This is a genomic window from Pseudomonas sp. Leaf434 (genome assembly GCF_001425545.1).
Classification (GTDB): domain Bacteria; phylum Pseudomonadota; class Gammaproteobacteria; order Pseudomonadales; family Pseudomonadaceae; genus Aquipseudomonas; species Aquipseudomonas siliginis.
Genome location: NZ_LMQZ01000013.1, coordinates 58784 through 83363, shown reverse-complemented (window position 1 = coordinate 83363; position 24580 = coordinate 58784). Strand labels below are relative to the sequence as shown.

The window sequence follows — 24580 nt, the reverse complement described above, 5'->3', positions numbered from 1 at the left end:
TCTATACGGTGCCCCAGCGAATGTTCAGACCGTTATCGATCTTTATCGGCACGCGCTATACCCGCGCCAAGCGCCGCAATCGCTTTGTTTCGTTCATTTCGATGACCTCGATGATCGGCCTCGCCCTCGGCGTGCTGGCGATGATCGTGGTGCTGTCGGTGATGAACGGCTTTCAGCGCGAAATGAGCTCGCGCATCCTTGGCATGGTGCCCCATGCGACCATCGTTGGCGTCAAGCCGATCGACGACTGGCAGCCGGTCGCTGCGGCTGCGATGAAAAATCCCGAAGTGACGGCCGCCGTGCCGTTCACAGAGATGGAAGGCATGCTTTCCTACAAGGGTTCGATGCAGCCAATTCAGATCAGCGGCGTTGATCCGGCCCAGGAAGGCAAGGTGTCGATCGTTGCCCGGCACATCGTCCAGGGTCGTCTGGATGCCTTGAAGCCGGGTGAGTTCGGTGTGGTGATCGGTGAAATCACCGCGCGGCGTTTCCGCCTCAATGTCGGCGACAAGATCACTCTGATCGTCCCGGAAGTCAGCACCGCGCCGGGCGGTATCACCCCGCGCATGCAGCGCCTGAATGTGGTTGGCGTGTTCAAGGTCGGCGCCGAGCTGGACGGCTCGATGGGCCTGATCCATGTCGCCGATGCCGCGACCATGCAGCACTGGCAGCCGAATCAGGTGCAGAGCGTGCGGCTGGCGGTCAAGGATCTGTACGCGGCACCGAAAGTGTCTGCGGACATCGCCAGTGGCCTCGGCGCTGACTTCAAGGCTGACGACTGGACTCACACCCAGGGCAGCCTGTTCAGCGCGATGAAGATGGAAAAAACCATGATCGGCCTGCTGTTGCTGATGATCGTCGCGGTGGCGGCGTTCAACATCATCGCAACGCTGATCATGGTGGTGAACGACAAGGGCGCCGACATCGCGATCCTTCGCACGATCGGTGCCACGCCCCGGCAGATCATGGCGATCTTCATGGTGCAGGGCACGGTGATCGGTATTGTCGGCACCATCATTGGCGGCGTGCTGGGCGTTATCGCCGCGCTTAACGTCAGTGAATTGGTCGGCTGGGTGGAGCGTGTGACCGGGCAGCACATCTTCAGTTCGGATGTGTATTTCGTCAGCAACCTGCCCTCGGAACTGCAGGGTGGGGATGTGCTGTTGATCTGCTCGGCGGGTTTCATCCTGAGCTTCCTGGCGACGGTGTATCCGGCGTGGCGAGCGGCGAAGATTGAGCCGGCGCATGCGCTGAGATATTCGTAAGCGACTCCATGCTCGTTCCCACGCTCTGCGTGGGAATGCCTCAAAGGACGCTCTGCGTTCGGCTCTTGAAGAGACGCGGAGCGTCCCGGGCTGCATTCCCACGCAGAGCGTGGGAACGATCAGGTCCGAGGCAACTCGATCACAAACCGCGTCCAACCCGCTTCAGATTCGCAATGAATCTGCCCGCCATGCGCCCGCACGATCGACTGAGTAATCGCCAGCCCCAACCCCGCATGCTCACTGCTGCCTTCCTGCCGCGCCGGATCCGCTCGATAGAAGCGGTCGAACAGACGTGGCAGTAATTGCGCGGAAATACCCTCGCCACTGTTCTCGACGCAAACGCGCACAGCTTTCGCCTCGTCGACGATGCTCAAGCGAACGTACCCCTCGGCCGGGGTAAACCGCAGCGCGTTATCCAGCAGGTTCGACAACGCCCGGCGCAACATGCCGCGATCACCTTCGATACGCGCCTCACCTTCACGGCTCAAGCTCACGCCAGCGTCTTCCGCCAATGGCGCAAAAAACTCCAGCAACATGTCGGCCTCATCCGCCAGCTCCAGTGGTTCGCGCTTGGGCATCAGCAAGCCGTGGTCAGCCTTGGCCAGGTAGAGCATGTCGTTGACCAGTTGCGCCATCCATTGCAGTTCTTCGAGGTTGCTGTGCAGCGCTTCGCGGTAATCCTCCAGTGCCCGAGGGCGGGTGAGGGTGACCTGGGTGTGGGTCAGCAGATTCGACAGTGGCGTGCGCAGCTCATGGGCGATGTCGGCGGAGAACGCCGAGAGGCGCTGAAACGAGTCGTCGAGGCGTGCGAGCATGGCGTTGAAGCTGTAGGCCATTTCTGCAAGCTCTGGTGGCATCTTCTCTTCAGGCAGTCGGGCATTCAGCGATTGCGCAGAAATCCCACGGGCCACCGCGCTCATCCGCCGCAACGGGCGCAGACCGCTACGCGCGGCCCAGGCCCCGAGCACGGCAGTGGCCAGCGCCGACAGGCCGACGGTCAGCCAGATCAGATGCTGCATGCGCGTAAGAAAATGCTGGTGATGGGTGATGTCCAGCAGCAGCGTCAGTTGTGGCGAATCCGCTGTGTCCGGGTAGAGCGGGGCGCGCAGCACGCGGTAATCGGTGCCGTCATGGCTGATGGTAGACAGGCCGGTTTGCAGGGGCAGATTCTTCGGAATTTGCACCGAGCTGTCATACCAGTGCTGCCCGTCGCCACTGGTGATGCGCAACGACAGATCGGCCTGACGGCTGAGTTCATCGGCCAGCCGCGCCTCGCGCTGGGCAGGTTGGAGATCCTGCAAGGCGCGGCGCAGGCCGATCAGTTTCGTCTCCAGTTGTTGCTGATCGAGTTCGATGAAGTGCGCCTCGCTGGCGCGGTCGAACAGCACCCCGGCGAACAGCGAGACCACCGCAGTGCAGGCGGCAAACAACAGCGCCAGGCGCGTGCTCAAGGACAGGCTACGCATCACAGCGAACGCTCTTCGAGCACGTAACCCATGCCGCGCACGGTGTGGATCAACTTGTTGGGGAAGTCATCGTCGATCTTCAGGCGCAAGCGGCGGATCGCCACTTCGATGACGTTGGTGTCGCTGTCAAAATTCATGTCCCAGACCTGCGAAGCGATCAGCGACTTCGGCAACACTTCACCCTGGCGGCGCAGGAGCATTTCCAGCAGGGCGAACTCCTTAGCGGTCAGGTCGATGCGCTGGCCGCTGCGTTCGACCCGGCGGCGGATCAGATCCAGGCGCAGATCGGCCAGTTGCAGGCTGGTTTCCTGGGCGATTGCGCTGCCGCGTCGCAACAGGCTGCGCACCCGGGCGAGCAATTCGGAGAAGGCGAATGGCTTGACCAGATAATCGTCGGCGCCCAGTTCGAGGCCTTGAACCCTGTCCTCCACGGCGTCTTTGGCGGTGAGAAAAAGTACCGGCGTTTCGAGGCCAGCGCTGCGCACCGCTTGCAGAATCTGCCAGCCACTGCGCCCGGGCAGCATTACATCGAGGATCAACAGCGCGTAGTCACCGCTCAAGGCCAGTTGCTGGCCGCTGATGCCATCGGCCACCAGCTCGGTATTGAATCCGGCCTCGGTCAGGCCCTGACGCAGGTATTGGCCGGTTTTCGCTTGGTCTTCGACGATCAACAGTTTCATGGGCGACTCGGGCTGCTTCGGGATGAAAAAGGGCGAGGGCGTTATACCGTGAGATCCGGCGATAAGCGCCAAGCTGACAAAGTTGTAATCTGCCTGTCAGGTCGATGCCAGCACTGGGTGGTTAGAGTTTCCCACAGGCTGAACCTTGTCTCGTTGGAGTACGACCATGTTTTTGCGCACCTCGCTGAAAATAGCCACCTGTCTGCTGGCATTGAGTTCGCCAGCCTGGGCGGCACCCGCGCACACCTTCGCCTTCGGCCAGCCGGCAGCGGCGAGCCAGGCTACGCGCAGTATCGAAATCGTCATGGGCGACATGAACTTCGACCCGAAAGCCATACAGGTCAAGGCCGGTGAGACGGTTCGCTTTGTACTGGTGAATAAAGGCCAGTTGCTGCATGAATTCAACCTCGGTGATGCGGCGATGCATGCCAGTCACCAGCAGGAAATGTTGCAGATGCAGCAAAGCGGCATGCTTACGCCTACCGGCATGAAAGAAATGTCCCACGACATGGCGGGCATGAATCACGCGGCGATGGGCCACGGCATGCAGCATGACGACCCCAACAGCGTGCTGGTCGAGCCCGGTAAAACCGCCGAGTTGACCTGGACCTTCAGCAAGGCCACGGCGCTCGAGTTTGCCTGCAATATCCCCGGGCATTATCAGGCCGGCATGGTCGGCAAACTGACAGTCAGTCAGTAAGCACTCAAAGGCGCGGGCAAAGGCTGGTAGAATCCGCTGATTCTTCAGTCAGGTTTCCGCCATGCATCCCGCAGCCGAACATTCGCCGCTGGGCAAATCCAGCGAATACATCGCCACCTACACGCCGTCCCTGCTGTTCCCGATTCCGCGCACCGCGAAATGGGCCGAGCTGGGCCTGACCGCCGAAACCCTGCCGTATAAAGGCGTGGATTTCTGGAACTGCTTCGAGCTGTCGTGGCTGCTGCCCTCGGGCAAACCGGTGGTGGCGATCGCTGAATTCAGCATCCCGGCGGACTCGCCGAACATCATCGAATCGAAGTCGTTCAAGCTCTACCTCAACTCGCTGAACCAGACGCCGTTCGCCGACGTTGCCATATTGCAAGCGACGCTGGTCAAGGATCTGTCCGCCGCTGCCGGCAAACCTGTGGGCGTTCGGGTTCGCAGTCTGAAGGACGTCGAAGCCGAAGGCGTGGTGGCGTTGCCGGGCGTGTGCATCGACGATCTGGATATCAGCGTGAGCAACTATGAGCATCCGCGTCCGGAGCTGCTGCGTTGCGACAATTCGCGCGTGGTCGAGGAGAGCGTGCACAGCCACCTGCTCAAATCCAACTGCCCGGTGACCAGCCAGCCGGACTGGGGCAGCGTCGTGGTGGAATATCGCGGCGCGGCGCTGGATCGCGCCAGCCTGCTGGAGTACATCGTCAGCTTCCGCCAGCATTCGGACTTCCATGAACAATGCGTTGAGCGGATTTTCCTCGATCTGCAGCGGTTGTTGAAACCTGAAAAGCTCACCGTGTTTGCACGTTACGTTCGCCGGGGTGGGCTGGATATCAATCCGTATCGCAGTACCGAAAGCGTACAACTGCCGAATCATCGGCTCGTACGTCAATAAAGATCCTGAATGTGCGACATCCAATGTGGAAGCGAGTCTGCTCGCGAATGCGGTGTGTCATTAAACGATGATGTCGACTGACACGACGCCTTCGCGAGCAGGCTCGCTCCCTCAAGGGCTTGCATGCACATTTTGCAAATGAAAAAGCCCTGCCATCGCTGGCAGGGCTTTTTTGTGCGGCGGGGCGTCAGATGCCCATGCTGCCCAGCGCGTTGACGATGTTGCGCAGGGTGCCGGCGATCGCCGGGTGTTCGACTTCGAAGCGCTCCACGGCAAGGTTCACCCCGTCCACCAGGTTGTTGTCCTGTAGCTGATTTTCCAATTGAATTTCTGCTTCGATCTGCGCCATCAACCGGTGTAAGTTTTCACGTTCAGACTCGGACAGAGGCGGGTTCTGCTCCAATTGATCACGCAAGGTGTTGAGCTGATCCTGCAGTTCTCGTCGGGCGGGCATGGTGGTTTCCTTTTATCAATAGGCACTGGCATTGACCGCAGCCGCGCGCCAAAGGTCTATGGCTGACCTTTAGATTAATCCACTCTCGGTAAACCTGCATGACGCCGGTCAGGGCTTTTCGCCTTTGGCGCGGCGCAAGCTGATGTCGGCGAGGCAGGCGTCCAGTTCGCCGAGATGATCGATTACCGAATGCACGCCCAGGCCGAACAACTGCACGGTTGCCTTGCCGCGCAACTTTTCGCGTTCCTTTTGCGAGAGCGCCTGCCACTCGCTCGGGCTCAGGCCGCATAGCGAGCCACAGGACGCCAGGCCAATCGTCCATAACCCGGCATTCAGACCGGCCTGTAACAGGCGCGGCTCACCACTGACCAGCACGCAACCGTCGAGGCGGTCGATGTTCAAACTCATCAACGCCTGCCAGCACGCGTTGGGCGCTGGCCATGGATTCATTGTTGCTGAATGTTGCGTCGGTTTGATCCAGTCCGGCAGCGACGCGGCCAGTGGCTGAGCGAGGGCAGGGGGCAATTCGTCGAGCCACGCGCAGGGAATTCCCTGGCGCTGCAAACTTTTCAGGCTATCGAGTGCGCCCGGTGTAGTTTTGGCATGTTCCGGCTGGGCGTTGAGCTCTCGCGCGGCGCGGGCACCGAAATCCACCAGGCAACCGCTCAGGCCGAACAGCACGGCAGTCAGGCCGGGCGCGGCGACGGGCAAGGTTTCGGCGTGAGTCATGGCAACGTCCCTGAAATAACGCTCAAGACTAAGGCACTGGGGTGACAGTTGCATGACAGGCGGGTGAAAGCCTGCGTAGGAAACTTCCTGCATATCGTTGCAGCGGCGCACTGCCCAAATCGCCGTTTACGCTTATACTAGCGGCCTTAATGCCCGGGCCGAGAGGACCGCGCCAGTATCGAATCCAAGGAGTTTTTCTATGCGCTGGAGCCCTTCGCTCACTCAGCTAAGTGTATGTGCCAGCCTGTTGCTGGCGCCGTTCGCCACCCAGGCGGCCACCGAAGAAGACCCTTGGGAAAGCGTCAACCGGCCGATTTTCCAGTTCAACGACTTCGTTGACACCTACGCGCTGAAGCCACTGGCCCAGGGTTATGAGTTCATCACCCCGCAGTTCGTTGAAGACGGCATTCACAATATGTTCCGCAACGTCGGTGACGTGACCAACCTGGCGAACAACATTCTCCAGGCCAAACCGGCTGCGGCGGGCGTTGATACCGCCCGACTGATCTTCAACACCACCTTCGGTCTGCTCGGCTTCTTTGATGTCGGCACCAAGATGGGCTTGAACCGCAGCGACGAAGACTTCGGTCAGACCCTCGGTTACTGGGGCGTGGGCAGCGGCCCGTACGTTATGCTGCCGCTGATGGGGCCGAGCACCCTGCGTGACGCACCGTCGAAATATGTCGACAGCTTCACCGGCGCGTACCGCTACATCGACCACGTGCCGACGCGCAACTCGATCTTCGGCCTGAACATCGTTGACACTCGCGCCAGCCTGCTGTCGAGCGAAAAGCTGATCAGCGGCGATAAATACACCTTCATCCGCAACGCTTACCTGCAGAACCGCGAGTTCAAGGTGAAGGACGGTCAGGTCGAAGACGATTTCTGATTTCGACCGGCGACAGAAAGGCGACCCTCGGGTCGCCTTTTTTGTCCGCGCCAGAGCGTCGCCTGCGACTGCCACTACCTTCCATCGGGTTACCGTTGGAGCGGTTCTTATAACTCCCGGTGATTTGACAAACAAAGTCGTCAAGCGACAATCGGCGCATGCTTGAAACGCTCTGCGGATGGGAGTACCGTCTGCGCCTTAGAAGGGCACCTCTGTTTAAAACCGCGCGCCAGGCGAATGCTTGAAAGCGCTGCAACAGAGAGGCTAGAAAGCGAATCCAGTAGTCTGCGCAGGGCCGTTGCCCCGCTCACTACGCCAACCTAATTCTGGCGCCGTTTGCCCACATGCCAAAAACCAGTGCCACGCTGCTGATAATCGATGATGACGAGGTAGTGCGCGCGAGCCTCGCGGCCTATCTGGAAGACAGTGGTTTCAGCGTCCTGCAGGCCGGCAACGGTCAACAGGGTCTTCAGGTATTCGAGCAAGACGAGCCCGATCTGGTCATCTGCGATCTGCGCATGCCGCAGATGGGCGGTCTCGAACTGATCCGTCAGGTTACCGAGCGCTCACCGGAGACGCCGGTGATCGTGGTCTCGGGTGCCGGGGTGATGAACGACGCAGTCGAGGCCCTGCGCCTTGGTGCGGCGGATTACCTGATCAAGCCTCTCGAAGATCTGGCTGTGCTCGAGCACTCCGTGCGCCGGGCCCTGGATCGTGCGCGGCTGCTGCTGGAAAACCAGCGCTACAGCGAGAAGCTGGAAAAGGCCAACCGCGAGCTTGAAGCCAGCCTGAACCTGCTCCAGGAAGACCAGAACGCCGGTCGCCAGGTGCAGATGAACATGCTGCCGGAAAGCCCGTGGAGCATCGACGAATTCAACTTTGCCCACCAGATCATCCCGTCGCTGTACCTGTCGGGTGATTTTGTCGACTATTTCCGCGTTGACGAGCGCCGGGTCGCGTTTTATCTGGCGGATGTTTCCGGGCATGGCGCGTCATCAGCCTTCGTCACCGTGCTGTTGAAGTTCATGACCACGCGTTTGCTCTTCGAGTCAAAACGCAGCGGTACCTTGCCGGAGTTCAAACCTTCGGAAGTGCTCGGTCATATCAACCGGGGGCTGATCAGTTGTAAGCTGGGTAAACACGTCACAATGGTCGGTGGAGTCATCGACGAGGAGACCGGTTTGTTGACCTATAGCATCGGCGGCCATCTGCCTTTGCCTGTGTTGTACACGCCTGACAGTGTTCGTTATCTCGAAGGCCGTGGTCTGCCGGTGGGGCTTTTCAACGAAGCCACCTACGAAGACCACGTGCTTGAGCTGCCGCCGACGTTCAGCCTGACGCTGATGTCTGATGGCATTCTGGACCTTTTGCCGGAAGCAACGCTCAAAGAAAAAGAGGCTGCTTTGCCCGAACGGGTGAAGTCGGCGGGCGGCAGCCTGGATGGTCTGCGGCAAGTGTTTGGTTTGGCCACGCTAGGGGAGATGCCGGATGATATCGCCCTGTTGGTGTTGAGCAGGAATCTTTAATGAGTACCGGTAGAATCCAGTTCGCCGAGCAGGACGGCACCTTCGTCCTGAAGTTCGTCGGTGAAGTTCGCCTGACCCTGTGTTCGGCGTTGGATGCGACTATTGAGAAAATCTTCACCGCGCTGAATTTCAACGCGATCGTGATCGATTTGACCGAAACCCGCAGCATCGACAGCACCACCCTCGGCCTGCTGGCCAAACTGTCGATCCTGTCGCGGCAGAAGGTCGGCCTGTTGCCGACGGTTGTCACCACCCACGAAGACATCACTCGGCTTTTGCAGTCGATGGGCTTCGAGCAGGTGTTCAACATCGTCAACCACCCGGTGCCGTGCCCGGAGTGCCTGGACGACCTGCCGGATCAGGACCAATCCGAGGAAGTGGTGCGAATCAAGGTGCTGGAAGCGCACAAGATTCTCATGGGCCTGAACGATTCCAATCGTGAAGCGTTTCATGATCTGGTCAATGCCCTGGAAAGACACTGACCTCATGAATTGATGGTGTCTGGGCTGGCCTCATCGCGGGCAAGCCCGCTCCCACAATGATCGCGTGAAACCTCAAACTTAGGTTCTCCACATACCCTGTGGGAGCGGGCTTGCCCGCGATGGCGTCGGGTCGGTCGATACATTTATCAGTGCAGGCAAATGAAAAAGGGCGAACCCTCACAGGTTCGCCCTTTTTGCGTTCTACAGACTCAAATCACAGCTTGGCCTGCAGCAACGCTTCCAGCTTCTCCTGGTCGCGGGCGAACTGACGGATGCCTTCAGCCAGTTTCTCGGTGGCCATCGCGTCTTCGTTGGACAACCAGCGGAATTGCGCTTCGTTGAGGCTCAGGCGTGCTTCACCGGCATTGCCCGGCGCCAGTTTGCGTTCCAGCTTGCCGGTATCGGCGGCCAGCTTCTCCAGCAGTTCCGGGCTGATCGTCAGGCGATCGCAGCCAGCCAGTTGCTCGATCTGGTTGATGTTACGGAAGCTCGCGCCCATGACCACGGTCTTGTAGTCGTTGGCCTTGTAGTAGTTGTAGATGCGCGTCACCGACTGCACGCCCGGATCATCGGCGCCGGTGTAGTCGTTGCCGTTGGCCTTCTTGTACCAGTCGTAGATGCGGCCCACGAACGGCGAAATCAGGAACACCCCGGCGTCGGCGCAGGCGGCGGCCTGGGCGAAGGAGAACAGCAGCGTCAGGTTGGTCTGGATGCCTTCCTTCTCGAGGATCTCGGCGGCGCGGATGCCTTCCCAGGTCGAGGCGATCTTGATCAGCACGCGGTCGCGGCCGACGCCGGCCTTGTCGTACAGCTCGATCAGGCGATGCGCACGCTTGAGGATCGCATCCTGGTCGAAGGACAGGCGCGCATCCACTTCGGTGGAGATGCGGCCCGGAACCACGTTGAGAATTTCCTTGCCCACTGCGACGCCGAAACGGTCGCTGGCCAGGCCTACATCGCCCTTGCAGTCGCGAACGCAATCGTTCAGCAGTTCGGCGTAACCGTGAATGGCCGAAGCCTTGAGCAGCAGGGAAGGGTTGGTGGTGGCGTCGACCGGTTTGACTCGGGCGATCGCTTCGAAGTCGCCGGTGTCGGCAACCACGGTGGTGAACTGTTTGAGTTGTTCCAGCTTGGAAGTCATGGGCGTGCTCTATCCTATGGGTCTGAAGACATTACCCGAGCGCTGGCGGGCACTCAAGGGTGCATTGGTGGATCGATGGCCCCTGCGGCAACAACCTGAAAACGATTGTTTGAAAGGCGGGGCGCGGTGTCGCTGAATACGATGCCAAAACAGCCCACAGGTTCAAAGCAACCGACCTGTGAACAGGCCGGTCGCCCAACGCCTACTCAGCGTTCAACACACCTTCCACGGACAACCGCGCCGGTTTTGGCTGGCCGTCAGAGGTGAGAAAGCCGAAGTTCTTCTCGCGATCGTTGCTGCCGGAATCACTGTTCCGCCATTCATAGATAGAGGTCAGCGGAATATTGAGGCGTTTAACGTCGGTAATAAACGCGTTGATCTTGGTCGCTTGCCCCTCAGGACCACCGTTGGAGGCGAGGGCCGAAACCCCCCATTCACTGATGACCCCCGGCAGATTGAAGTTCTGCTGGATGAAGGTCTGCGCGTTGCTGATCTGCGTGGCGGTCATGCCGTAAGGGTGGTAGGACACGGCGTTCAAGCATTTGGGGTAATCGCTGACGATGCTTTTCAGCGCCACCGTCGACGCCGAGCCCGCGCTGGGCGGCCGGGCGAAGCCGAAACCGACCCGTGGTGTCGTCTGTGGCTGAGCTTCGAAGGCCTTGCACATGCCGGCCATGAACGGCACGAACGTTGTATCGAAATTGCGCGTCGGCCAATAGGTTTCCAGGTCCGGCTCGTTCCAGATTTCGATCGCCACCAATTGCGAGCTCCAGGATTTTTCCAGCCCGGTTACGGTGTTGGCGAACTTACCGCCGGCGGCGTTCAGCTCCTCCGGCGACGTGGCCGGCAGTGCCTTGATCGCGCGCACCGTGAGCAGCACCGGCAGGCCGGCGGAAGCGGCGGCGGCGAAGGCGTCGCTGACCTGTTTCTGATAAGTCTTGGCGGTGAGGCTGTCGCTCCACACACCGAAGCGTACAAAGCTGAAGCCTGCTGCCTTGATCTGCGCGGCATCGGCGGCGGTAAAGCTCTGGATTTTCACCTGCACGCCGATGGTTTTCGCCGGAAGGTTGGGGAACAGCTCACTGGCGTGAACCTGGCTGGTGGCACCGAGCGCCATCAGGGCGAGGGCGGCGAGTTTATTGCGCTGTGCTGTTTTCATGTCTGCTCTCCTGAAGAGAATGACAACTACGAATATTTATCCCGTTACTCAATTTCCGATAACGGTGATGGCACTAAGTGCGCGGATGTTATTTTTTGTCAGGAAAACAGCAACTGAAAATCACAGTTATTTTTAGTCCGCTAATTGTGGTTGGGGCGGCTTAAAACGCTGTGGTACTTAATGTTCCTGTACTAACAGGGCGAAGCTATTTCTGAGTGCAGGAAAGTCGTGAGGGTTCATTAACTTTCGCGACATGTTGGCTGTTTGATATTACACAGGAAAGCAAGACTTGTTCAAAAAGATCCTCGTTGTCTGCGTGGGCAATATATGCCGAAGTCCGACGGCTGAACTGCTGCTGCGCAACGCGCTGGGCCAGTCCGCCATCACCGTGTCCTCAGCCGGCCTGTCCGCCCGCGTGGGCGAGGGCGTGGAGGCCTCGGCGCGGCAGGTTCTCGAAGAGCACGGGCATTGCGCCGAGGCCTTCAAGGCGCGGCAACTGACCTCGGACATCGTCAATGACTCGGACCTGATCCTGGTCATGGAAAAGACCCACGTCAATCAAGTGCTGAAGATTGCCTCGCACGCCCGAGGCAAAGTGTTTCTGCTCGGCAAGTGGCAGAGCGAGCGCGAAATACATGATCCGTATCGTCAAGGCAAAGCCGCGTTTATTCATGCCCACGCATTGATCGAAGATGCTGTTAGTTCATGGGCAAAGCGTCTCGGGCATTGATGAATCTTCTTCAGAACAGTAAATGGTAAGAACAGACTTATGCAGTTACCGTCCGTAATCGGCACCCGCGACAATGATCAAGACAGTATTGATCTGCTCGGCATCTTCGGCAGCCTGATCGACCAGAAGTGGCTGATCGGCGCGCTGACCGGTGCCTTCATGGTCACCGGCGTCGCCTATGCGGTTCTGGCGACGCCGGTGTACCTGGCGAACGCGCTGGTGCAGGTCGAACCGAAAAAGAACGACATGCTCGGTTTCTCCGACCTCAACAGCATGCTCGGCGGGCAATCGCCGTCGGTGACCGAAATCGGCATCATCAAATCCCGCGCGGTGATCGGCAAAACCGTTGACGACCTGCGCCTGGATATCGACGTCACGCCCAACACGTTCCCGTTGATCGGCGGCTTCCTTTCGCGGCGCTATCGCGGTGACAGCGAGACCAGCGTCGCGCCGCCGCGTTTCGGTTTGAACAGTTATGCCTGGGGCGGCGAACGTCTGGAATTCACTCGGCTGCAATTGCCGAAAGACCTGCTCGGCAAGAAACTCACCCTGATCGCCGGCGAGCAGCAGCGTTTTCAGCTGTTCGATGAAAACGACAATCTGCTCGCCGAAGGCGTGGCCGGCGAAGCGTTTGCCAACGATGGCGTGGAAGGGCAGATCGCGCACTTTTCGGCCAACCCCGGCACGCGCTTTCAGGTGGTGCGCAATCCTCGGATTGTGACCATTCAGGGCTATCAGGACGCGCTGGATATCTCCGAACAAGGCAAGGAGTCGGGGATCATTCGTCTGGCGCTGGCCAGCTCCGACGCGGCCGAGGCGGTGAAGATCCTCAACAAGATCGCCTCGCTCTACGTCGAGCAAAACGTACGGCGCACTTCGGCGGAAGCCGCGCAGAGCCTGGCCTTCCTGCAAAGCCAGTTGCCCCAGGTCAAGCGTGATCTGGCCAAGGCCAGCGACGCCTTGAATGCCTACCAGACCCACGGCAAGACCGTAAACATCTCGCTGGAAACCCAGTCGGTGCTGGGCCAGTCGGTGGCGCTGGAAACGCGCATTTCCGAGCTGAAAATGCAGCAGGCCGAACTCGATCGCAAGTTCACCAAACAGCACCCGGCCTATCGCGCCTTGATGACGCAGATCGGCGAATTGACCCAGCAGCAGAAATCCCTCGAAGGCAAGGTCCAGGACTTGCCGGCCACCCAGCAGGAATTGCTCAACCTGACCCGTGACGTCGAGGTGGCTTCGCAGATCTACACGCAGTTGCTGAACAAATCCCAAGAACTCGACATCGTCCGCGCCGGGGCCGTCGGCAACGTGCGCCTGATCGACACCGCCGATGTCGACCTGACCAATCCGATCAAACCGAAGAAACCACTGATCGTGCTGATCGCGACATTGCTCGGCGCGTTTGTCGGCGTGGCGCTGGTGCTGCTGCGCAAATCCCTCAGCCGTGGCCTTGAAGGCCCGGAAGGCATCGAGCAGTTGGGCCTGCCGGTTTATGCGTCGATTCCCTACAGCGCCTTGCAGGAAGAAGAGGACAACAAAAAGGGCCGCGCCCGCGATGGCGTCGACAAACCGGCGTACCTGCTGGCGCTGCGCAATCCGACCGATCTGTCGATCGAATCGATCCGCAGCCTGCGCACCTGCCTGCACTTTGCCGGGCTCGATTCGACCAACAATCGCATCATGATTTCCGGGCCGAGCCCGCAGGTCGGCAAGACCTTTGTCTCGTCCAACCTTGCGGCGGTCATGGCCCTGAGCGGCCAGCGCGTGGTGCTGATCGATGCCGACATGCGCAAAGGGCACCTGCACAAAACCCTCAACACGCCGATCAGCAACGGTCTGTCCGACCTGCTGGTCAAGCGCTGCACCCTCGAACAGGCGATCAACAAGGTCGAAGTCGACAACCTGCACTTCATCAGCCGGGGACAGGTGCCGCCCAATCCTTCCGAGCTGCTGATGCACGCCAACTTCCGCGAACTGCTGGCGCAACTGAGCGAGCGCTACGACCTGGTGATCATCGACACGCCGCCACTGTTGGCAGTGACCGATGCCGCCATCGTCGGTCGCGAGGCCGGCATCAGCCTGATCGTCACCCGCTTCGGGGTGAACCCGGCCAAAGAGATCGAACTGACCATTCGCCGCTTCGCCCAGAACGGCATCGAGTTGAAAGGCGCGGTGTTCAACGGCGTCGAGAAGCGTGCGGCCAGCTATTACGGCGGCACTGGCTATTACAACTACGAATACGCGTCCGACAAATCCTGATGGTTGCCGATTGTTCTTTCCTGTTTGAAGTGGGTGAGCTGTGAAAAAAATACTGCACGTGGCAGAGACGATCAAAGGTGGCGTGGCGACGGTGATCCGCACGATTTCGGCATCCCCTGAAGACGACGCGGCGAATTATCAACTGGTCTATCTGGTACCCGAGGATCAGGCCAAGGAGCTGCACGGCATCGCCCCGCAGCAGGTGCGCACCTTTCCACGCAGTGGCCGCAACGTGCCGTCGCTGCTGCGTTTCGCCTGGCGTCTGAGCCAGGTGCTGCTCAAGGAAAAACCCGACGTGGTGCATTTGCACAGCACCTTTTCCGGGGTGATCGGCCGTGTGGTGTGCGTGCTGTTGCGACCATGGCGCAAGCCGAAAATCGTCTACTGCCCGCATGCGTTTTCGTTCCTGATGGAAAGCTCGCCGACCAAGCAGAAGGTCTATGCGTGGATCGAGCGCGTGCTGCAGAAAGTCACCGACGTGATCATCTGCGTCAGCCAGTACGAGCTGGATAAAGCCGCGCGTTTCGGCATCGAGCGCAAGCGCATGAAGCTGATCTACAACGGCATTCACCACAAGGACGACGCACCGAAAAGCGCTGGAGCCGAGCCGATTCATCTGCTGTTCGTCGGGCGTCTGGATTACCAGAAAGGCTTCGATGTGCTGCTCAAGGCCTACGCCAAGGTCAATCGCAACGACCTCAAACTGACGGTGGTTGGCAGTGCAGTCAACGAAGACTCTGTCGAGTGCCCGCCGATGGATTCGGTCGAGTACCTACCCTGGGTGACGCCGAGTGAAGTGCAGGCGCTGTATCAGAAAGCCGATGCGCTGATCGTGCCGAGTCGCTGGGAAGGCTTTGCCATGGTGCCGCTGGAAGGCATGGCCATGGGGCTGCCGGTGATTGCCAGCAACTGCACCTCGCTGCCGGAACTGGTCACCAACGAAATATCCGGCTACGTCTTTCCGTCCGGTGATCACCAGGCGCTGGCCGACGTGTTGACGATCATCCAGAAGCCGCGCCTGCTCGACCTCGGCAATGAAGGCCGGAGCATTGTCCGCGAACGCTTCAGCGCCGCGTTGATGATCCGCCAGACCTACGACCTGTATCAAGCTCCCACTTATTAAGTAGAACTCAAGCTTATGAACGTAACGATTTTGCATGGCTACAGTGCGTCCAACTCCGGTGACGGTCTGCTCGTCGATCTGGCCATTGCTCTGGTGCAGCGTAACTTCGGTGACGACACCGCGATCAGTGTCGTGGCGTCCGACCCTGAGTCGTTCAACTATCTGCCGCACCCGCGTTTCGATGCGCCGGTGATGGCGGCCAAAGGTCTGGGCCGGGTCAAGCAAGCGGTGTTTCTCAATCAGTCCTACGCCGGGCTCGCCGATCTGCTGAAGAAGACCGATCTGATCGTCGGCGTTGGCGGCGGTTACATGCGTTCGAAAAGCGCCTTCGAGCACATCAAGCTGAAGCTCGGCCATGCCAAGCAACTGGAAACCGCGATTCTCAGCAAAGTGCCGTCGGTGTACCTGCCGCAGAGCATCGGCCCGTTCCACGGTGAGAGCAGCAAGATCGTTGAACACTACGCCAGCGCTGATGCGGTGTTCGTGCGTGACAACCGTTCCTCGGCAATTTTCGATGCTTGCGAAAACGTCTACCGCGCGCCGGATCTGGCGGTGCAGTCGCTGGCGAGCAAGATTCTTCAGCAACCGAAATTCACCCGCTGTGCCGCCTCGCCGGCGACGGTTTGCGTGGTGCTGCGCAAGCCGCCGGAGTGGAGCAAAGAGAAGAAGGTCGCTTACGTGGCCAATCTGAAACTGCTGCTGCAGCGTCTGAAGAACAAAAGCAAAGTGGTCTGCGCCGTGCAAAGCGCGGTGCGGGGCAACGATGACGGCGCGTTCTACCGCGAGCTGGGCATCAACGAAAATCTGCTGTCGCTGAAGGCAACCATCGCCAAATACCAACCGGACCTGGTGATCTCGGTGCGTCTGCACGGCGCCATCGAATCGCTGCTCTCCGGCGTGCCGGCGTATCACATCAGCTACGAGCGCAAAGGCTTTGGCGCCTATCAGGACATGGGCGTCGAGGACTGGGTGATCAACGGCGGCGATATCGACGTCGACACCATCATCAACACCGTTTACGCGCCCAATGCCTTGGCGGATTTCGGCAAGCGCCTGACCGACACTTGCCGCGAGATCGAGGCGAAAACCGTGGCCATGGACGAAATCATCAAGGGTGTCGTTCGATGATATTTCGGCTGTTGCTTCGCGGCGGAGCCTTGGGCGCGAAGTTCTTGCTGGTGTTGGCCATCACCCATTACCTCGGTTACGAGGCGCTGGGTTTTTACGGTGTGGTGGTCGCGGCTTCGCTGATCGCTTCGAAGTTCTACAGCGTCGGCTTCAGTTCCGAGATCAACCGTTTGATCAGCGTCGGCGGCAGCTCGCGGCGGGTGGTCGACAAGGTTCTGCTGCTGTATCTGGCGGTCGGGCTGTTGTTGTCGGTACTGACGGTGCTGGTCTATTCGCTGTTCCAGTCGGTGGAAGCGACCGCCACGCTGATCCTGTGCGTGACCCTGGTGCTGCTCACCGAGCACCTGTCGTTCGAAATCAATTCCTTCGTGTTTTCTGCGCAGAAAGCCACCGCCGGCGCCTTGCTGTTCTTCATCAAGACCGGCCTGTGGGCGGTGTTGGCGGTGGGCGGCATGGTGCTCGGCTGGGTCGCGGGCATCGCCAGTGTGTTGTGGCTGTGGGTCGCCGCCAACGTGCTGGTGATCATTGCGGGTTACCTGATCGTGGTGAACGTGCACAAGGGCCGCGAAGCAGCGACGCTGGACACCGCGACGGTGTGGAAGGCCGGGTTGCCGTTCTATCTCGGCACCGGTCTGATCGCCCTGAGTCAGTACGCCGAGCGCTTTCTGATCATCGACCTAGAGCCCTACGCCAGCCTCGGTAAATATGTGTACGCGTGGTCGGCGGCGAACACTTTGCAGGCGTTGTCGTATGCGGTGGTGGCGGTGGTCGGCATTCCGGTGCTGGCCAAGCGTTTCCAGGCCGATCAGCAGGCATTCACGGTCAAGCAACTGTTCGTCAACAAATGGGTGATGCGCTCGCTAGCGGTCTCCGCCGTTGTGGCCGTGGCGATCTATGTGTTTTTCAATGTGCTGCTCGATTACGTCGCCGCCAGCGTGCCGCGTCCCGATAACGCGATTCTCGCGGTGCTGATTTTTTCCTTCGCGTTGCGGGCGATTGGCGATATCGTCTGGGGCGGTTTGATTGCTTCGAAAAACAGCCGGGTGTCGCTGGCCAGCGCGGCGATCTGTCTGCTGATTTCGGTGCCGGTCAGCTATGTGCTGATCAAGCATTACTCGATCTATGGCGCGGCGTGGGGCAACGTCTTCGCCATTGTCGTGCAACTTGGTGTGATTGCAGTGTTGACCCGTGTCACCGGCGCAAAGAAGGCTGCGCTGTCATGGGCCTGAAGCTGCCGCGCATCGAATTTCGCGGGCGCACATTCGATTCGTCGATTTCCTTTCTGATCCTGTTCACCGGACTGTTTCTGTCAGTGGCGATGCCGCTGTTGGTGCCGCGTGATCCGGGGCCGGATGCGATGACCTTGTGGTCGTCGTATGCGCGTGCCGACAACTGCAATTTCTGGAACCCGTTCTCGCCGGATCGCTCGTCCTACGAGTGTTCGGCGTTCCTGCTGCGGCCCACCGGGATCAATCTGACCAATGCCTGGGCCTACGGCATGTTCTGCAATTTCTTCCTCACCGCAATTCCGGTGGTGGTGTTTCGGCGCATGCCGTTGACCATTTTCGGCACCCTGTGCCTGTGGGGCATCGTGCGCTCGTTTTTCCTCGAGAACCTGACCAAGGAAATCATCGTGTCGGTGGCGGTGTTGAGCATTCTGCTCAGCGCATTGACGCGCAAATATCGCGGCGGTTTTTTTCTTTCAGCGGTGATTTACGGCGTGCTGATCCGGCCGTACTGGATTCTGTTTTCGCTGTCGTGGGTCGGCGTCTGCGTGATGAAAAAGTACGTCTCGCGCTTCACCTTCTTTCTGATGCTGTTCCTGTTTTATCTGGCGGTGGCCATGGCCATTCAGCTGGCGCTGGGCTTTCCGGTGTCATCGATCCGGGCGAGCAACAACGAGCTGCGCACGGCGGGCGAGGAGGGCTCGAAGTCACTGATCGTCTCGTGGCTTAGCGGCAGTGACTTCGTCTCCCAGGCACTGGATTCGATGATCATTTTCTTCCGCCTGTCGTTCCCGGTTGAGCTGATTCTGCTGTCCGGGCCGGGGCAGGTGATCTTCGTTGCGCTGATGATCATGACCGCGCTGCTACTGTTCAAAGTCATCACTTCGACCGACTACAAGGGCGCGCCGATCCAGACCAAACCCAAGGAACTGATCGCGATTCCGCTGGCGTTTCTGTTGGTGCAAGGCTTGTTCGAGCCGGACTTCGGCTCCTTCGCCCGACACTTCTCGATGGTCGTGCCGGTGTTGTTCGTCGGCCTGGGCTTGATGCTGCGCGCGAACAAACCGGTGCAGGTCGAATCAAGAATTCTCACTTAAGGCAGGTGCTCTATGTCGAGCAAGAAAAAATCCCTGGAGATCGAAACCCTACGCGGCCTGGCGTGCCTGCTGCTGGTGCTCTATCACGTCATCGGCCCGCTGGGCGGCGGCTTGAAGATCGACATCGGCTCGCCGTTCCGGGTCATCGCCGACTCGATGGTGTACGTGCGCATGCCGCTGTTCACGTTTATCTCCGGCTACATCTATTCGATCTACAAGATTCGCGGCAATGACTTTTCCGCCTTCTTCGCTGGCAAGGTGCGGCGGCTGATCGTGCCGCTGTTCTGCGTCGGCGTGCCGTTCTCGGTGCTGCAAGCGGTGGGTCCGGGGGTGAACAAGGACGTCGGCGTGATCGACGCGTTGTTGTCGTTCTGGGTACCGATCAACCACTTCTGGTTCCTGCAGGCGGTGTTCAGCATTTTCATCTTCGTCGGCTTGCTGGAATGGCGTGGCCTGCTGCGTTCAGCAACGCGGCTGTATGGCTTGTTTGCGTTTGCTGCGGTGTTGTTCCTGCTGCCGCCGTTGCCGCTGGATGCGTTCGGTATCAACGGTGCGATTTACCTGCTGCCGTTTTTTGTTGCGGGGATGATCGGTCAGGAAAATGTCGATGTTTTGAAGCAGCGTTTCAAAGTGATCGGGCCGCTGCTGTTTGTGCTGATCTCGCTGACGTTGCTGTACGTCGCGGCGATTGATCGAGAGCTGATTGTCGATCGCCGCAGCCTGATCGGTTTGACGGTGGGTTGCGTGTCTTGCATTGCGTTGCTGTCGAGTGACATGCGTTCGAAAGCGCTGACCTGGCTCGGTGGATATTCCTATGCGATTTTCCTTTTTCATGTTTTGTTCGCGGCGACCTCGCGGTTTGTTCTCGGGCGCCTCGGCGTGAAGGATGAGAGCTTGCTGGTGCTCGGTGGTCTGAGTTGTGGATTGCTCGGGCCGGTGCTGTTGGCGATGGTGTTCAGTCGGTTCAATTTCACTTCGGTGTTGTTCCTTGGCGAGCGTGCGGCGAAGAGGAAAGCACCGGTGATTGTCGCTCCGGTGGTGCAGACGCAGAACAGCTGAAAGCTTCGCGAGCAGGCTCGCTCCCACAGAGGTTGTGTGGATTGCGTCTTTTGTGGGAGCGAGCCTGCTCGCGAAGGGGCCATCCCGGACAAAGGAAATATTCAATGATGCCAGTAGACGCCCCTCAACCAGTCGCCACCTCGGCCATCACGGTAGACGATGCCCGCCAGCGCTTTGCGCAGTGGCGCGACGGCAAGACCGGCAAGGTGCTGGCGGTTTCGGTGATCGGCGACAGCTACACCGCCGGGCAGGATTTCTACCTGAACAAACTGGTGCAGCGAGTGGCCGCCGAGGTGGGTTTTGCCGGCCCCGGTTACGTCGGTTTCAACCACGGCGCGGCGCTGGGCGGCACGCATTTCAAATACACCCGCAGCAGCGACAAATACTTCGGCGGCGGCTGGAAGGTTTCCGACCTGGGCCAGGCCAGCCCGGACAGTCGCACGATCAGCGGCAAGCCGGGCGACTGGTTGCAAGTCGATGCCAACCCTTCGCCGCGCATCGATACCACGGTCACTCAGGCGAAACTGTTGTATCTGGGCAATGGCGAGTCCGACGAGTTGCGCTATCGCTGGTCGCCCGCCCAAGACTGGCAACCGTTGAAACTCGCAGGCTCAGGTGTTCAGGAAGTCGCGCTAGCGGGCGCTCCATCAGCCGCAGACTGGTCATTCAGACTGGAAGTGGTGAAGGGCGCGCCCACGTTGTTCGGCCTTTGGATGACGAATGATGAGAAGGGCATTCGGGTGTCGAAACTGGCGGCCTCCGGCGCGGCATCGGCGGATTTCTATCACGCCGATCGACAGTGGCAGGCGCAGTGGAAAGCCGTGGTATCGAAGATCCCGGCCGACGTGTACCTGATCATGCTCGGTGGCAACGATCAGGGCTTCGGCGTCAAACCTGCGCAGTACCTGCAAAACGTTCAGGGCCTGGTGAGCATGCTCCGCGAGATCCAGCCAGCGGCGAGCATCAACCTGATCATGCGTCAGGACACCACGCGCTCCAGCGCTTATCCGATGTCGGCCTACGCGCAGGTGCTCGAGCCGTGGGCGCGTGAGCAGCAGCTCGGTTTCGCCAACCTGCAATGCGCATTCGGCCCCGACGTCAAACGCTACGCCAGCGCGATGATCGGCCCGGACAGGATTCATCCGTTGCCGGCCACGGGCGGGAAGGTGATTGCCGATTATTTTTATGGCTGGATAACTGGTACGAGTACCGGTTGCGACGACTCGCCACCATGATCGTTCCCACGCGGAGCGTGGGAACGATCAATGCTGACTGTGCCGCCGCTTTCGCGAGCAGGCTCGCTCCCACAATGGATCGGCGTGACGCCCGGGTGATCAGGCGTCGTGCTTGAAGGCGTCGATGAGCCCCAGCAGTTCGTCAAGCTTGCGCGGCATCAACCGCGCATCACAGCGCGTCTCGACGTTAATGATGATCGCCGGGTCGTTGCAGCAGATGCGCACGCGAAAGCGCCAGTCGCTGAAGATCACTTTCAGGCCATCGCGGTCATCCATTTCCAGCGCCTGTTCGCCATACAACGCCTTCAGGTGCGCGAGTAGCGGATAGGGATCACGCAGCGGCCGGCGGATATCGCCGGACGCAGGAAACACACCGATCCGCTCCACCAGCAGAATCGTGCCCAGCCAGGTTTCGTTGGCGCTGGGCAGCGGTTGATGGCGCGACAACCAGCTCATCACCCCGAGGTTGCCCACCTCACGTTCAATCTCTGTCGAATGTTGTGCAATGTTCATGGTTGCCTGCCTGTGGGGAGAGAAAAGCCGTCTCAGCGGCCTTTGAGGTACACGTTGTCGTAGCAGAAATTGGTCGCCTGCAAGTAACCCTCGGCATCGCCGCAATCGAAGCGCAGGCCTTTGAATTTGTAGGCCAGCACGCAGCCGTTTTGCGCCTGTTTCATCAGTGCGTCGGTGATCTGGATTTCGCCGCCCTTGCCCGGTTGGGTGTCGGCGATCAGGTCGAAGATGTCCGGGGTGAGGATGTAGCGCCCGATGATCGCCAGGTTCGACGGCGCGTCCTGCGGCGCCGGTTTTTCCACCATATTGTTGACCCGGTAGATGCCCTCGGAAATCAGCTCACCGGCAATCACGCCGTACTTGTGAGTCTGGTCGGCGGGGACTTCCTGGATGGCGACGATCGAGCAGCGGAATTTCCTGTACAGCTGGATCATCTGCGACAGCACACCGTCGCCTTCGAGGTTCAGGCACAGGTCGTCGGCCAGCACCACGGCAAACGGCTCGTCGCCAATCAATGGGCGGCCGCTGAGGATCGCATGCCCAAGGCCTTTCATTTCCACCTGACGGGTGTAGGAGAAGGTGCAGGTGTCGATCAGCTCGCGGGTGCCGGCGAGGAATTTCTCTTTCTCGGTGCCGCGAATCTGGTGCTCGAGTTCGTAGCTGATGTCGAAGTGGTCTTCCAGCGCGCGCTTGCCCCGGCCGGTGACGATGGCCATGTGTTGCAGGCCGGCGTCCCGTGCTTCTTCAACGGCGTATTCGATCAACGGCTTGTTGACGATCGGCAGCATCTCTTTCGGCATGGCTTTGGTCGCCGGCAAGAAACGCGTGCCGTAGCCGGCAGCGGGGAACAAACATTTACGAATCATAAAAGTATCCTGGACAGTCATGGAACACAGGCGACGGTTGCGCGCCACAAAGTGGCGGCAAGTTTCAATGATTATTGAAGGCTTACTTTAATACCCGAGTCAGGTTGTTGCTGGCAATTAGTTGTGCTGTTAAAAAGCGCTAATGTTATGAGATGTCGACTACTTGGTTGTAAGTTATTTTTAGTCGGTATCTGTCGATAGTGATAAGTATCCAGGGAGTGCTAATAAGTACCCGTCAAACAGTTTGACCGGCAAAAATAATTATTGCCAGTGGTTGAACTAAATTTGTTTGAGGTTGTTGTCGCCCTGTTTGTGTGAATTGCTCCGCATATCCACCAGGCATGGCTTGACACGCTACCGGGTATTTATTCAATGACGGACCACGCTATGAAGATTCTGGTAACGGGTGGTGCCGGCTATATCGGCTCGCATACCACACTTGCATTGCTTGAAGCAGGTTATGAAGTTGTCGTTCTGGATAATCTTTGTAACAGCAGCGACGCAGCACTTCACGCCGTTGAAGCCATTTGCGGCAAAAGTGCATGGATGATTCGCGGCGATGTCTGCGATCGGCCGCTGCTCGACCGGATTTTCCGCGAGCATCAGATCGACGCCGTGCTGCATTTCGCCGGGCTGAAAGCCGTGGGCGAGAGTGTGCGCAAGCCGCTCGAATACTACGAAACCAACGTCGGCGGCAGCATCACCCTGTGTCAGGCGATGGCAGCGGCGGGGGTGTTCCGGCTGGTGTTCAGTTCCTCGGCGACGGTGTACGGCGAGCCTGAAGAAATGCCGATTCGCGAGGATTTTCCGACGGGCAATCCGACCAATCCCTACGGCCAATCCAAGCTGATCGTCGAGAACGTGCTGCGCGACCTGAGCCTCGCCGAGCCGCGCTGGAGCATCGCGCTGCTGCGCTATTTCAATCCGATCGGCGCTCACGCCAGCGGGCACATGGGCGAAGACCCCAACGGCATCCCGAACAATCTGGTGCCGTATATCAGCCAGGTTGCGGTCGGCAGCCTGCGCGAGCTGTCGATCTTCGGTAACGATTATCCGACCGCCGATGGCACCGGCGTGCGCGATTACATTCATGTCGTCGATCTGGCGGACGGGCATTTGAAAGCGTTGCAGTCGATCAGCGAGCGCACCGGCATTCACACCTGGAACCTCGGCACCGGCGATGGCTACAGCGTGCTGCAAGTGCTGCATGCCTTCGAACAGGCCTGCGGGCGGCCGGTGCCGTACCGGATGATGCCGCGTCGCGCCGGTGATATTGCCGAGAGTTTTGCCGATGCTTCGAAAGCGGCGAAAGAACTCGGCTGGAAAGCCACGCGCAACTTGCAGGACATGGTTGCCGACACTTGGCGCTGGCAGTCGAATCATCCCAATGGTTATTCGCGATGATGGCCATTTAGTCCGATGTTAGTTTCAGTCAGGTTGTTAGATAACGTCGGGAAATTACACTGGCAATGCCTTTTGCAAGTCCGTAGATATAAACCTGCCGTTCGACTTTAGCAGTTGCACAGGACTGTGAAAGAACAACGGATCTTGTTCGCGCTCTTTGCGGACTTGAAAGCTACCAGCTCTGACACAGATCTGTTTTTTAACAGTTCGAATGTTAGAAAGGAGTTGTTATGAAAAAAGTGATGGCAGTTGCCCTGTTGACGATGTTGAGCAACTGGGCTGCCGCCGCTGAAGCGCCGTTGACAGCGGTAACCAATGTAGGTGGCAGTGTGGCGGCTTCGCAAGCGCCCGCGGCCAGTACTGCAATGGTTGCCAGTGCTGTAGCGGCGTCCAACAGCGGTGGCAGTGCCAACGGCGGTACCACCGGTACGACGGGTACCACCGGTACAACCGGCACGCATAACTAACAGGAACATTTGTTAGTGCAGTACAGAGTCGCCCGACGCAAGTCGGGTGACTTTGTTTTTTGGATTCGCCCTTGAATAGCGTAGTGC

Annotated in this window: 24 protein-coding genes; 16 read left to right on the top strand and 8 right to left on the bottom strand. The window is 59.3% G+C overall.

Annotated elements, in window-relative coordinates; genetic code table 11:
• Positions 1–20: 20 nt before the first annotated feature.
• Positions 21–1265: a lipoprotein-releasing ABC transporter permease subunit gene (locus ASG55_RS25280; protein ID WP_056791498.1), complete on the top strand. Its 1245-nt coding sequence runs from the start codon at positions 21–23 to the stop codon at positions 1263–1265.
• Between the two features lie 119 nt (positions 1266–1384).
• On the opposite strand, the gene ASG55_RS25275 is transcribed toward ASG55_RS25280, so the two are convergent.
• Together ASG55_RS25275 and ASG55_RS25270 are read right to left on the bottom strand one after the other, a co-directional pair.
• Positions 1385–2731: a heavy metal sensor histidine kinase gene (locus tag ASG55_RS25275; RefSeq protein ID WP_056791495.1), complete on the bottom strand. Its 1347-nt coding sequence runs from the start codon at positions 2729–2731 to the stop codon at positions 1385–1387.
• Positions 2731–3411 carry a heavy metal response regulator transcription factor gene (locus ASG55_RS25270; RefSeq protein WP_056791492.1) on the bottom strand — a complete coding sequence of 227 codons (681 nt, stop codon included), beginning with the start codon at positions 3409–3411 and terminating at the stop codon, positions 2731–2733. Before ASG55_RS25270 ends, ASG55_RS25275 begins: the two co-directional genes overlap by 1 nt.
• A 166-nt stretch (positions 3412–3577) precedes the next feature.
• On the opposite strand from ASG55_RS25270, the gene copI reads away from it, so the two are divergent.
• Together copI and queF are read left to right on the top strand one after the other, a co-directional pair.
• Positions 3578–4111, top strand: a complete 534-nt coding sequence (gene copI / locus ASG55_RS25265; protein WP_056791490.1) for a copper-resistant cuproprotein CopI — start codon at positions 3578–3580, stop codon at positions 4109–4111.
• A gap of 61 nt (positions 4112–4172) precedes the next feature.
• Complete coding sequence (gene queF, locus ASG55_RS25260; protein WP_056791486.1) at positions 4173–5003, top strand: NADPH-dependent 7-cyano-7-deazaguanine reductase QueF; 831 nt, start codon at positions 4173–4175, stop codon at positions 5001–5003.
• A 187-nt stretch (positions 5004–5190) separates the two neighbouring features.
• Here queF and ASG55_RS25255 read toward each other — a convergent pair whose 3' ends face one another.
• Both ASG55_RS25255 and ASG55_RS25250 read right to left on the bottom strand, forming a co-directional pair.
• A complete protein-coding gene (locus ASG55_RS25255; RefSeq protein WP_056791483.1) occupies positions 5191–5457 on the bottom strand; it encodes a DUF4404 family protein in 267 nt (88 codons plus the stop codon).
• Positions 5458–5565: 108 nt separating this feature from the next.
• Complete coding sequence (locus ASG55_RS25250) at positions 5566–6186, bottom strand: phosphatase (protein ID WP_056791481.1); 621 nt, start codon at positions 6184–6186, stop codon at positions 5566–5568.
• Positions 6187–6385: 199 nt separating this feature from the next.
• Between ASG55_RS25250 and ASG55_RS25245 the strand changes: the two genes are divergently transcribed.
• The 3 genes from ASG55_RS25245 to rssC all read left to right on the top strand — a co-directional run bounded on the left by ASG55_RS25245 (position 6386) and on the right by rssC (position 9083).
• Entirely contained in the window at positions 6386–7075 is a 690-nt protein-coding gene (locus ASG55_RS25245; protein WP_016775470.1) for an MlaA family lipoprotein, read from the top strand.
• 344 nt (positions 7076–7419) lie between these two features.
• A complete protein-coding gene (gene rssB / locus ASG55_RS25240; RefSeq protein WP_041477317.1) occupies positions 7420–8601 on the top strand; it encodes a two-component system response regulator RssB in 1182 nt (393 codons plus the stop codon).
• Positions 8601–9083 carry an anti-sigma factor antagonist RssC gene (rssC, locus tag ASG55_RS25235; RefSeq protein ID WP_003226553.1) on the top strand — a complete coding sequence of 161 codons (483 nt, stop codon included), beginning with the start codon at positions 8601–8603 and terminating at the stop codon, positions 9081–9083. The genes rssB and rssC overlap by 1 nt, the downstream gene beginning before the upstream one ends.
• Positions 9084–9297: 214 nt before the next feature.
• On the opposite strand, the gene tal is transcribed toward rssC, so the two are convergent.
• Together tal and ASG55_RS25225 are read right to left on the bottom strand one after the other, a co-directional pair.
• The gene (gene tal, locus ASG55_RS25230; RefSeq protein WP_041477315.1) at positions 9298–10224 is read right to left on the bottom strand and encodes a transaldolase; all 927 of its coding nucleotides are present in this window, start codon (positions 10222–10224) and stop codon (positions 9298–9300) included.
• A gap of 202 nt (positions 10225–10426) precedes the next feature.
• Positions 10427–11383, bottom strand: coding sequence for a glycosyl hydrolase family 5 (locus tag ASG55_RS25225; protein ID WP_056791478.1), 957 nt, complete (start codon positions 11381–11383; stop codon positions 10427–10429).
• Positions 11384–11672: 289 nt separating this feature from the next.
• Here ASG55_RS25225 and ASG55_RS25220 point away from each other — a divergent pair, with 289 nt between their 5' ends.
• The 8 genes from ASG55_RS25220 (at position 11673) to ASG55_RS25185 (ending at position 21243) form a co-directional block, all read left to right on the top strand.
• Positions 11673–12113: a low molecular weight protein-tyrosine-phosphatase gene (locus ASG55_RS25220; RefSeq protein WP_041477312.1), complete on the top strand. Its 441-nt coding sequence runs from the start codon at positions 11673–11675 to the stop codon at positions 12111–12113.
• 39 nt (positions 12114–12152) lie between these two features.
• Positions 12153–14375 (top strand): polysaccharide biosynthesis tyrosine autokinase, encoded by a 2223-nt coding sequence (locus ASG55_RS25215; protein ID WP_056791475.1) that lies wholly within the window; start codon positions 12153–12155, stop codon positions 14373–14375.
• A gap of 40 nt (positions 14376–14415) precedes the next feature.
• Positions 14416–15498, top strand: coding sequence for a glycosyltransferase (locus ASG55_RS25210; protein ID WP_056791473.1), 1083 nt, complete (start codon positions 14416–14418; stop codon positions 15496–15498).
• Positions 15499–15513: 15 nt separating this feature from the next.
• Complete coding sequence (locus ASG55_RS25205) at positions 15514–16626, top strand: polysaccharide pyruvyl transferase family protein (protein WP_056791471.1); 1113 nt, start codon at positions 15514–15516, stop codon at positions 16624–16626.
• Positions 16623–17855, top strand: coding sequence for a polysaccharide biosynthesis C-terminal domain-containing protein (locus tag ASG55_RS25200; RefSeq protein WP_056791469.1), 1233 nt, complete (start codon positions 16623–16625; stop codon positions 17853–17855). Before ASG55_RS25205 ends, ASG55_RS25200 begins: the two co-directional genes overlap by 4 nt.
• Positions 17846–18949, top strand: coding sequence for a hypothetical protein (locus tag ASG55_RS25195; protein WP_056791467.1), 1104 nt, complete (start codon positions 17846–17848; stop codon positions 18947–18949). The genes ASG55_RS25200 and ASG55_RS25195 overlap by 10 nt, the downstream gene beginning before the upstream one ends.
• Positions 18950–18961: 12 nt before the next feature.
• Positions 18962–20008, top strand: a complete 1047-nt coding sequence (locus ASG55_RS25190; RefSeq protein ID WP_056791464.1) for an acyltransferase family protein — start codon at positions 18962–18964, stop codon at positions 20006–20008.
• A gap of 104 nt (positions 20009–20112) precedes the next feature.
• Complete coding sequence (locus ASG55_RS25185) at positions 20113–21243, top strand: SGNH/GDSL hydrolase family protein (protein ID WP_056791461.1); 1131 nt, start codon at positions 20113–20115, stop codon at positions 21241–21243.
• A 99-nt stretch (positions 21244–21342) separates the two neighbouring features.
• Here the strand turns inward: ASG55_RS25185 and ASG55_RS25180 are convergent, their stop codons facing one another.
• A complete protein-coding gene (locus ASG55_RS25180) occupies positions 21343–21756 on the bottom strand; it encodes a mannose-1-phosphate guanylyltransferase (protein WP_016770593.1) in 414 nt (137 codons plus the stop codon).
• 32 nt (positions 21757–21788) lie between these two features.
• Complete coding sequence (gene galU / locus ASG55_RS25175) at positions 21789–22622, bottom strand: UTP--glucose-1-phosphate uridylyltransferase GalU (protein ID WP_056791458.1); 834 nt, start codon at positions 22620–22622, stop codon at positions 21789–21791.
• A gap of 387 nt (positions 22623–23009) precedes the next feature.
• On the opposite strand from galU, the gene galE reads away from it, so the two are divergent.
• Together galE and ASG55_RS25165 are read left to right on the top strand one after the other, a co-directional pair.
• Complete coding sequence (gene galE, locus ASG55_RS25170; RefSeq protein ID WP_016775458.1) at positions 23010–24026, top strand: UDP-glucose 4-epimerase GalE; 1017 nt, start codon at positions 23010–23012, stop codon at positions 24024–24026.
• Positions 24027–24256: 230 nt separating this feature from the next.
• Positions 24257–24493 (top strand): hypothetical protein, encoded by a 237-nt coding sequence (locus ASG55_RS25165; RefSeq protein WP_016775457.1) that lies wholly within the window; start codon positions 24257–24259, stop codon positions 24491–24493.
• Positions 24494–24580 lie beyond the last annotated feature (87 nt).

Coding starts and splice junctions, on each gene's coding strand:
- queF (WP_056791486.1), top strand. CDS start 4,173: ATGCATCCCGCAGCCGAACATTCGCCGCTGGGCAAATCCAGCGAATAC.
- rssB (WP_041477317.1), top strand. CDS start 7,420: ATGCCAAAAACCAGTGCCACGCTGCTGATAATCGATGATGACGAGGTA.
- ASG55_RS25180 (WP_016770593.1), bottom strand. CDS start 21,756: ATGAACATTGCACAACATTCGACAGAGATTGAACGTGAGGTGGGCAAC.
- galE (WP_016775458.1), top strand. CDS start 23,010: ATGAAGATTCTGGTAACGGGTGGTGCCGGCTATATCGGCTCGCATACC.
- ASG55_RS25185 (WP_056791461.1), top strand. CDS start 20,113: ATGATGCCAGTAGACGCCCCTCAACCAGTCGCCACCTCGGCCATCACG.
- ASG55_RS25275 (WP_056791495.1), bottom strand. CDS start 2,731: ATGCGTAGCCTGTCCTTGAGCACGCGCCTGGCGCTGTTGTTTGCCGCC.
- ASG55_RS25280 (WP_056791498.1), top strand. CDS start 21: ATGTTCAGACCGTTATCGATCTTTATCGGCACGCGCTATACCCGCGCC.
- ASG55_RS25205 (WP_056791471.1), top strand. CDS start 15,514: ATGAACGTAACGATTTTGCATGGCTACAGTGCGTCCAACTCCGGTGAC.
- rssC (WP_003226553.1), top strand. CDS start 8,601: ATGAGTACCGGTAGAATCCAGTTCGCCGAGCAGGACGGCACCTTCGTC.
- ASG55_RS25270 (WP_056791492.1), bottom strand. CDS start 3,411: ATGAAACTGTTGATCGTCGAAGACCAAGCGAAAACCGGCCAATACCTG.
- galU (WP_056791458.1), bottom strand. CDS start 22,622: ATGATTCGTAAATGTTTGTTCCCCGCTGCCGGCTACGGCACGCGTTTC.
- ASG55_RS25225 (WP_056791478.1), bottom strand. CDS start 11,383: ATGAAAACAGCACAGCGCAATAAACTCGCCGCCCTCGCCCTGATGGCG.
- ASG55_RS25190 (WP_056791464.1), top strand. CDS start 18,962: ATGTCGAGCAAGAAAAAATCCCTGGAGATCGAAACCCTACGCGGCCTG.
- ASG55_RS25165 (WP_016775457.1), top strand. CDS start 24,257: ATGAAAAAAGTGATGGCAGTTGCCCTGTTGACGATGTTGAGCAACTGG.
- ASG55_RS25195 (WP_056791467.1), top strand. CDS start 17,846: ATGGGCCTGAAGCTGCCGCGCATCGAATTTCGCGGGCGCACATTCGAT.
- copI (WP_056791490.1), top strand. CDS start 3,578: ATGTTTTTGCGCACCTCGCTGAAAATAGCCACCTGTCTGCTGGCATTG.
- tal (WP_041477315.1), bottom strand. CDS start 10,224: ATGACTTCCAAGCTGGAACAACTCAAACAGTTCACCACCGTGGTTGCC.
- ASG55_RS25215 (WP_056791475.1), top strand. CDS start 12,153: ATGCAGTTACCGTCCGTAATCGGCACCCGCGACAATGATCAAGACAGT.
- ASG55_RS25255 (WP_056791483.1), bottom strand. CDS start 5,457: ATGCCCGCCCGACGAGAACTGCAGGATCAGCTCAACACCTTGCGTGAT.
- ASG55_RS25200 (WP_056791469.1), top strand. CDS start 16,623: ATGATATTTCGGCTGTTGCTTCGCGGCGGAGCCTTGGGCGCGAAGTTC.
- ASG55_RS25250 (WP_056791481.1), bottom strand. CDS start 6,186: ATGACTCACGCCGAAACCTTGCCCGTCGCCGCGCCCGGCCTGACTGCC.
- ASG55_RS25245 (WP_016775470.1), top strand. CDS start 6,386: ATGCGCTGGAGCCCTTCGCTCACTCAGCTAAGTGTATGTGCCAGCCTG.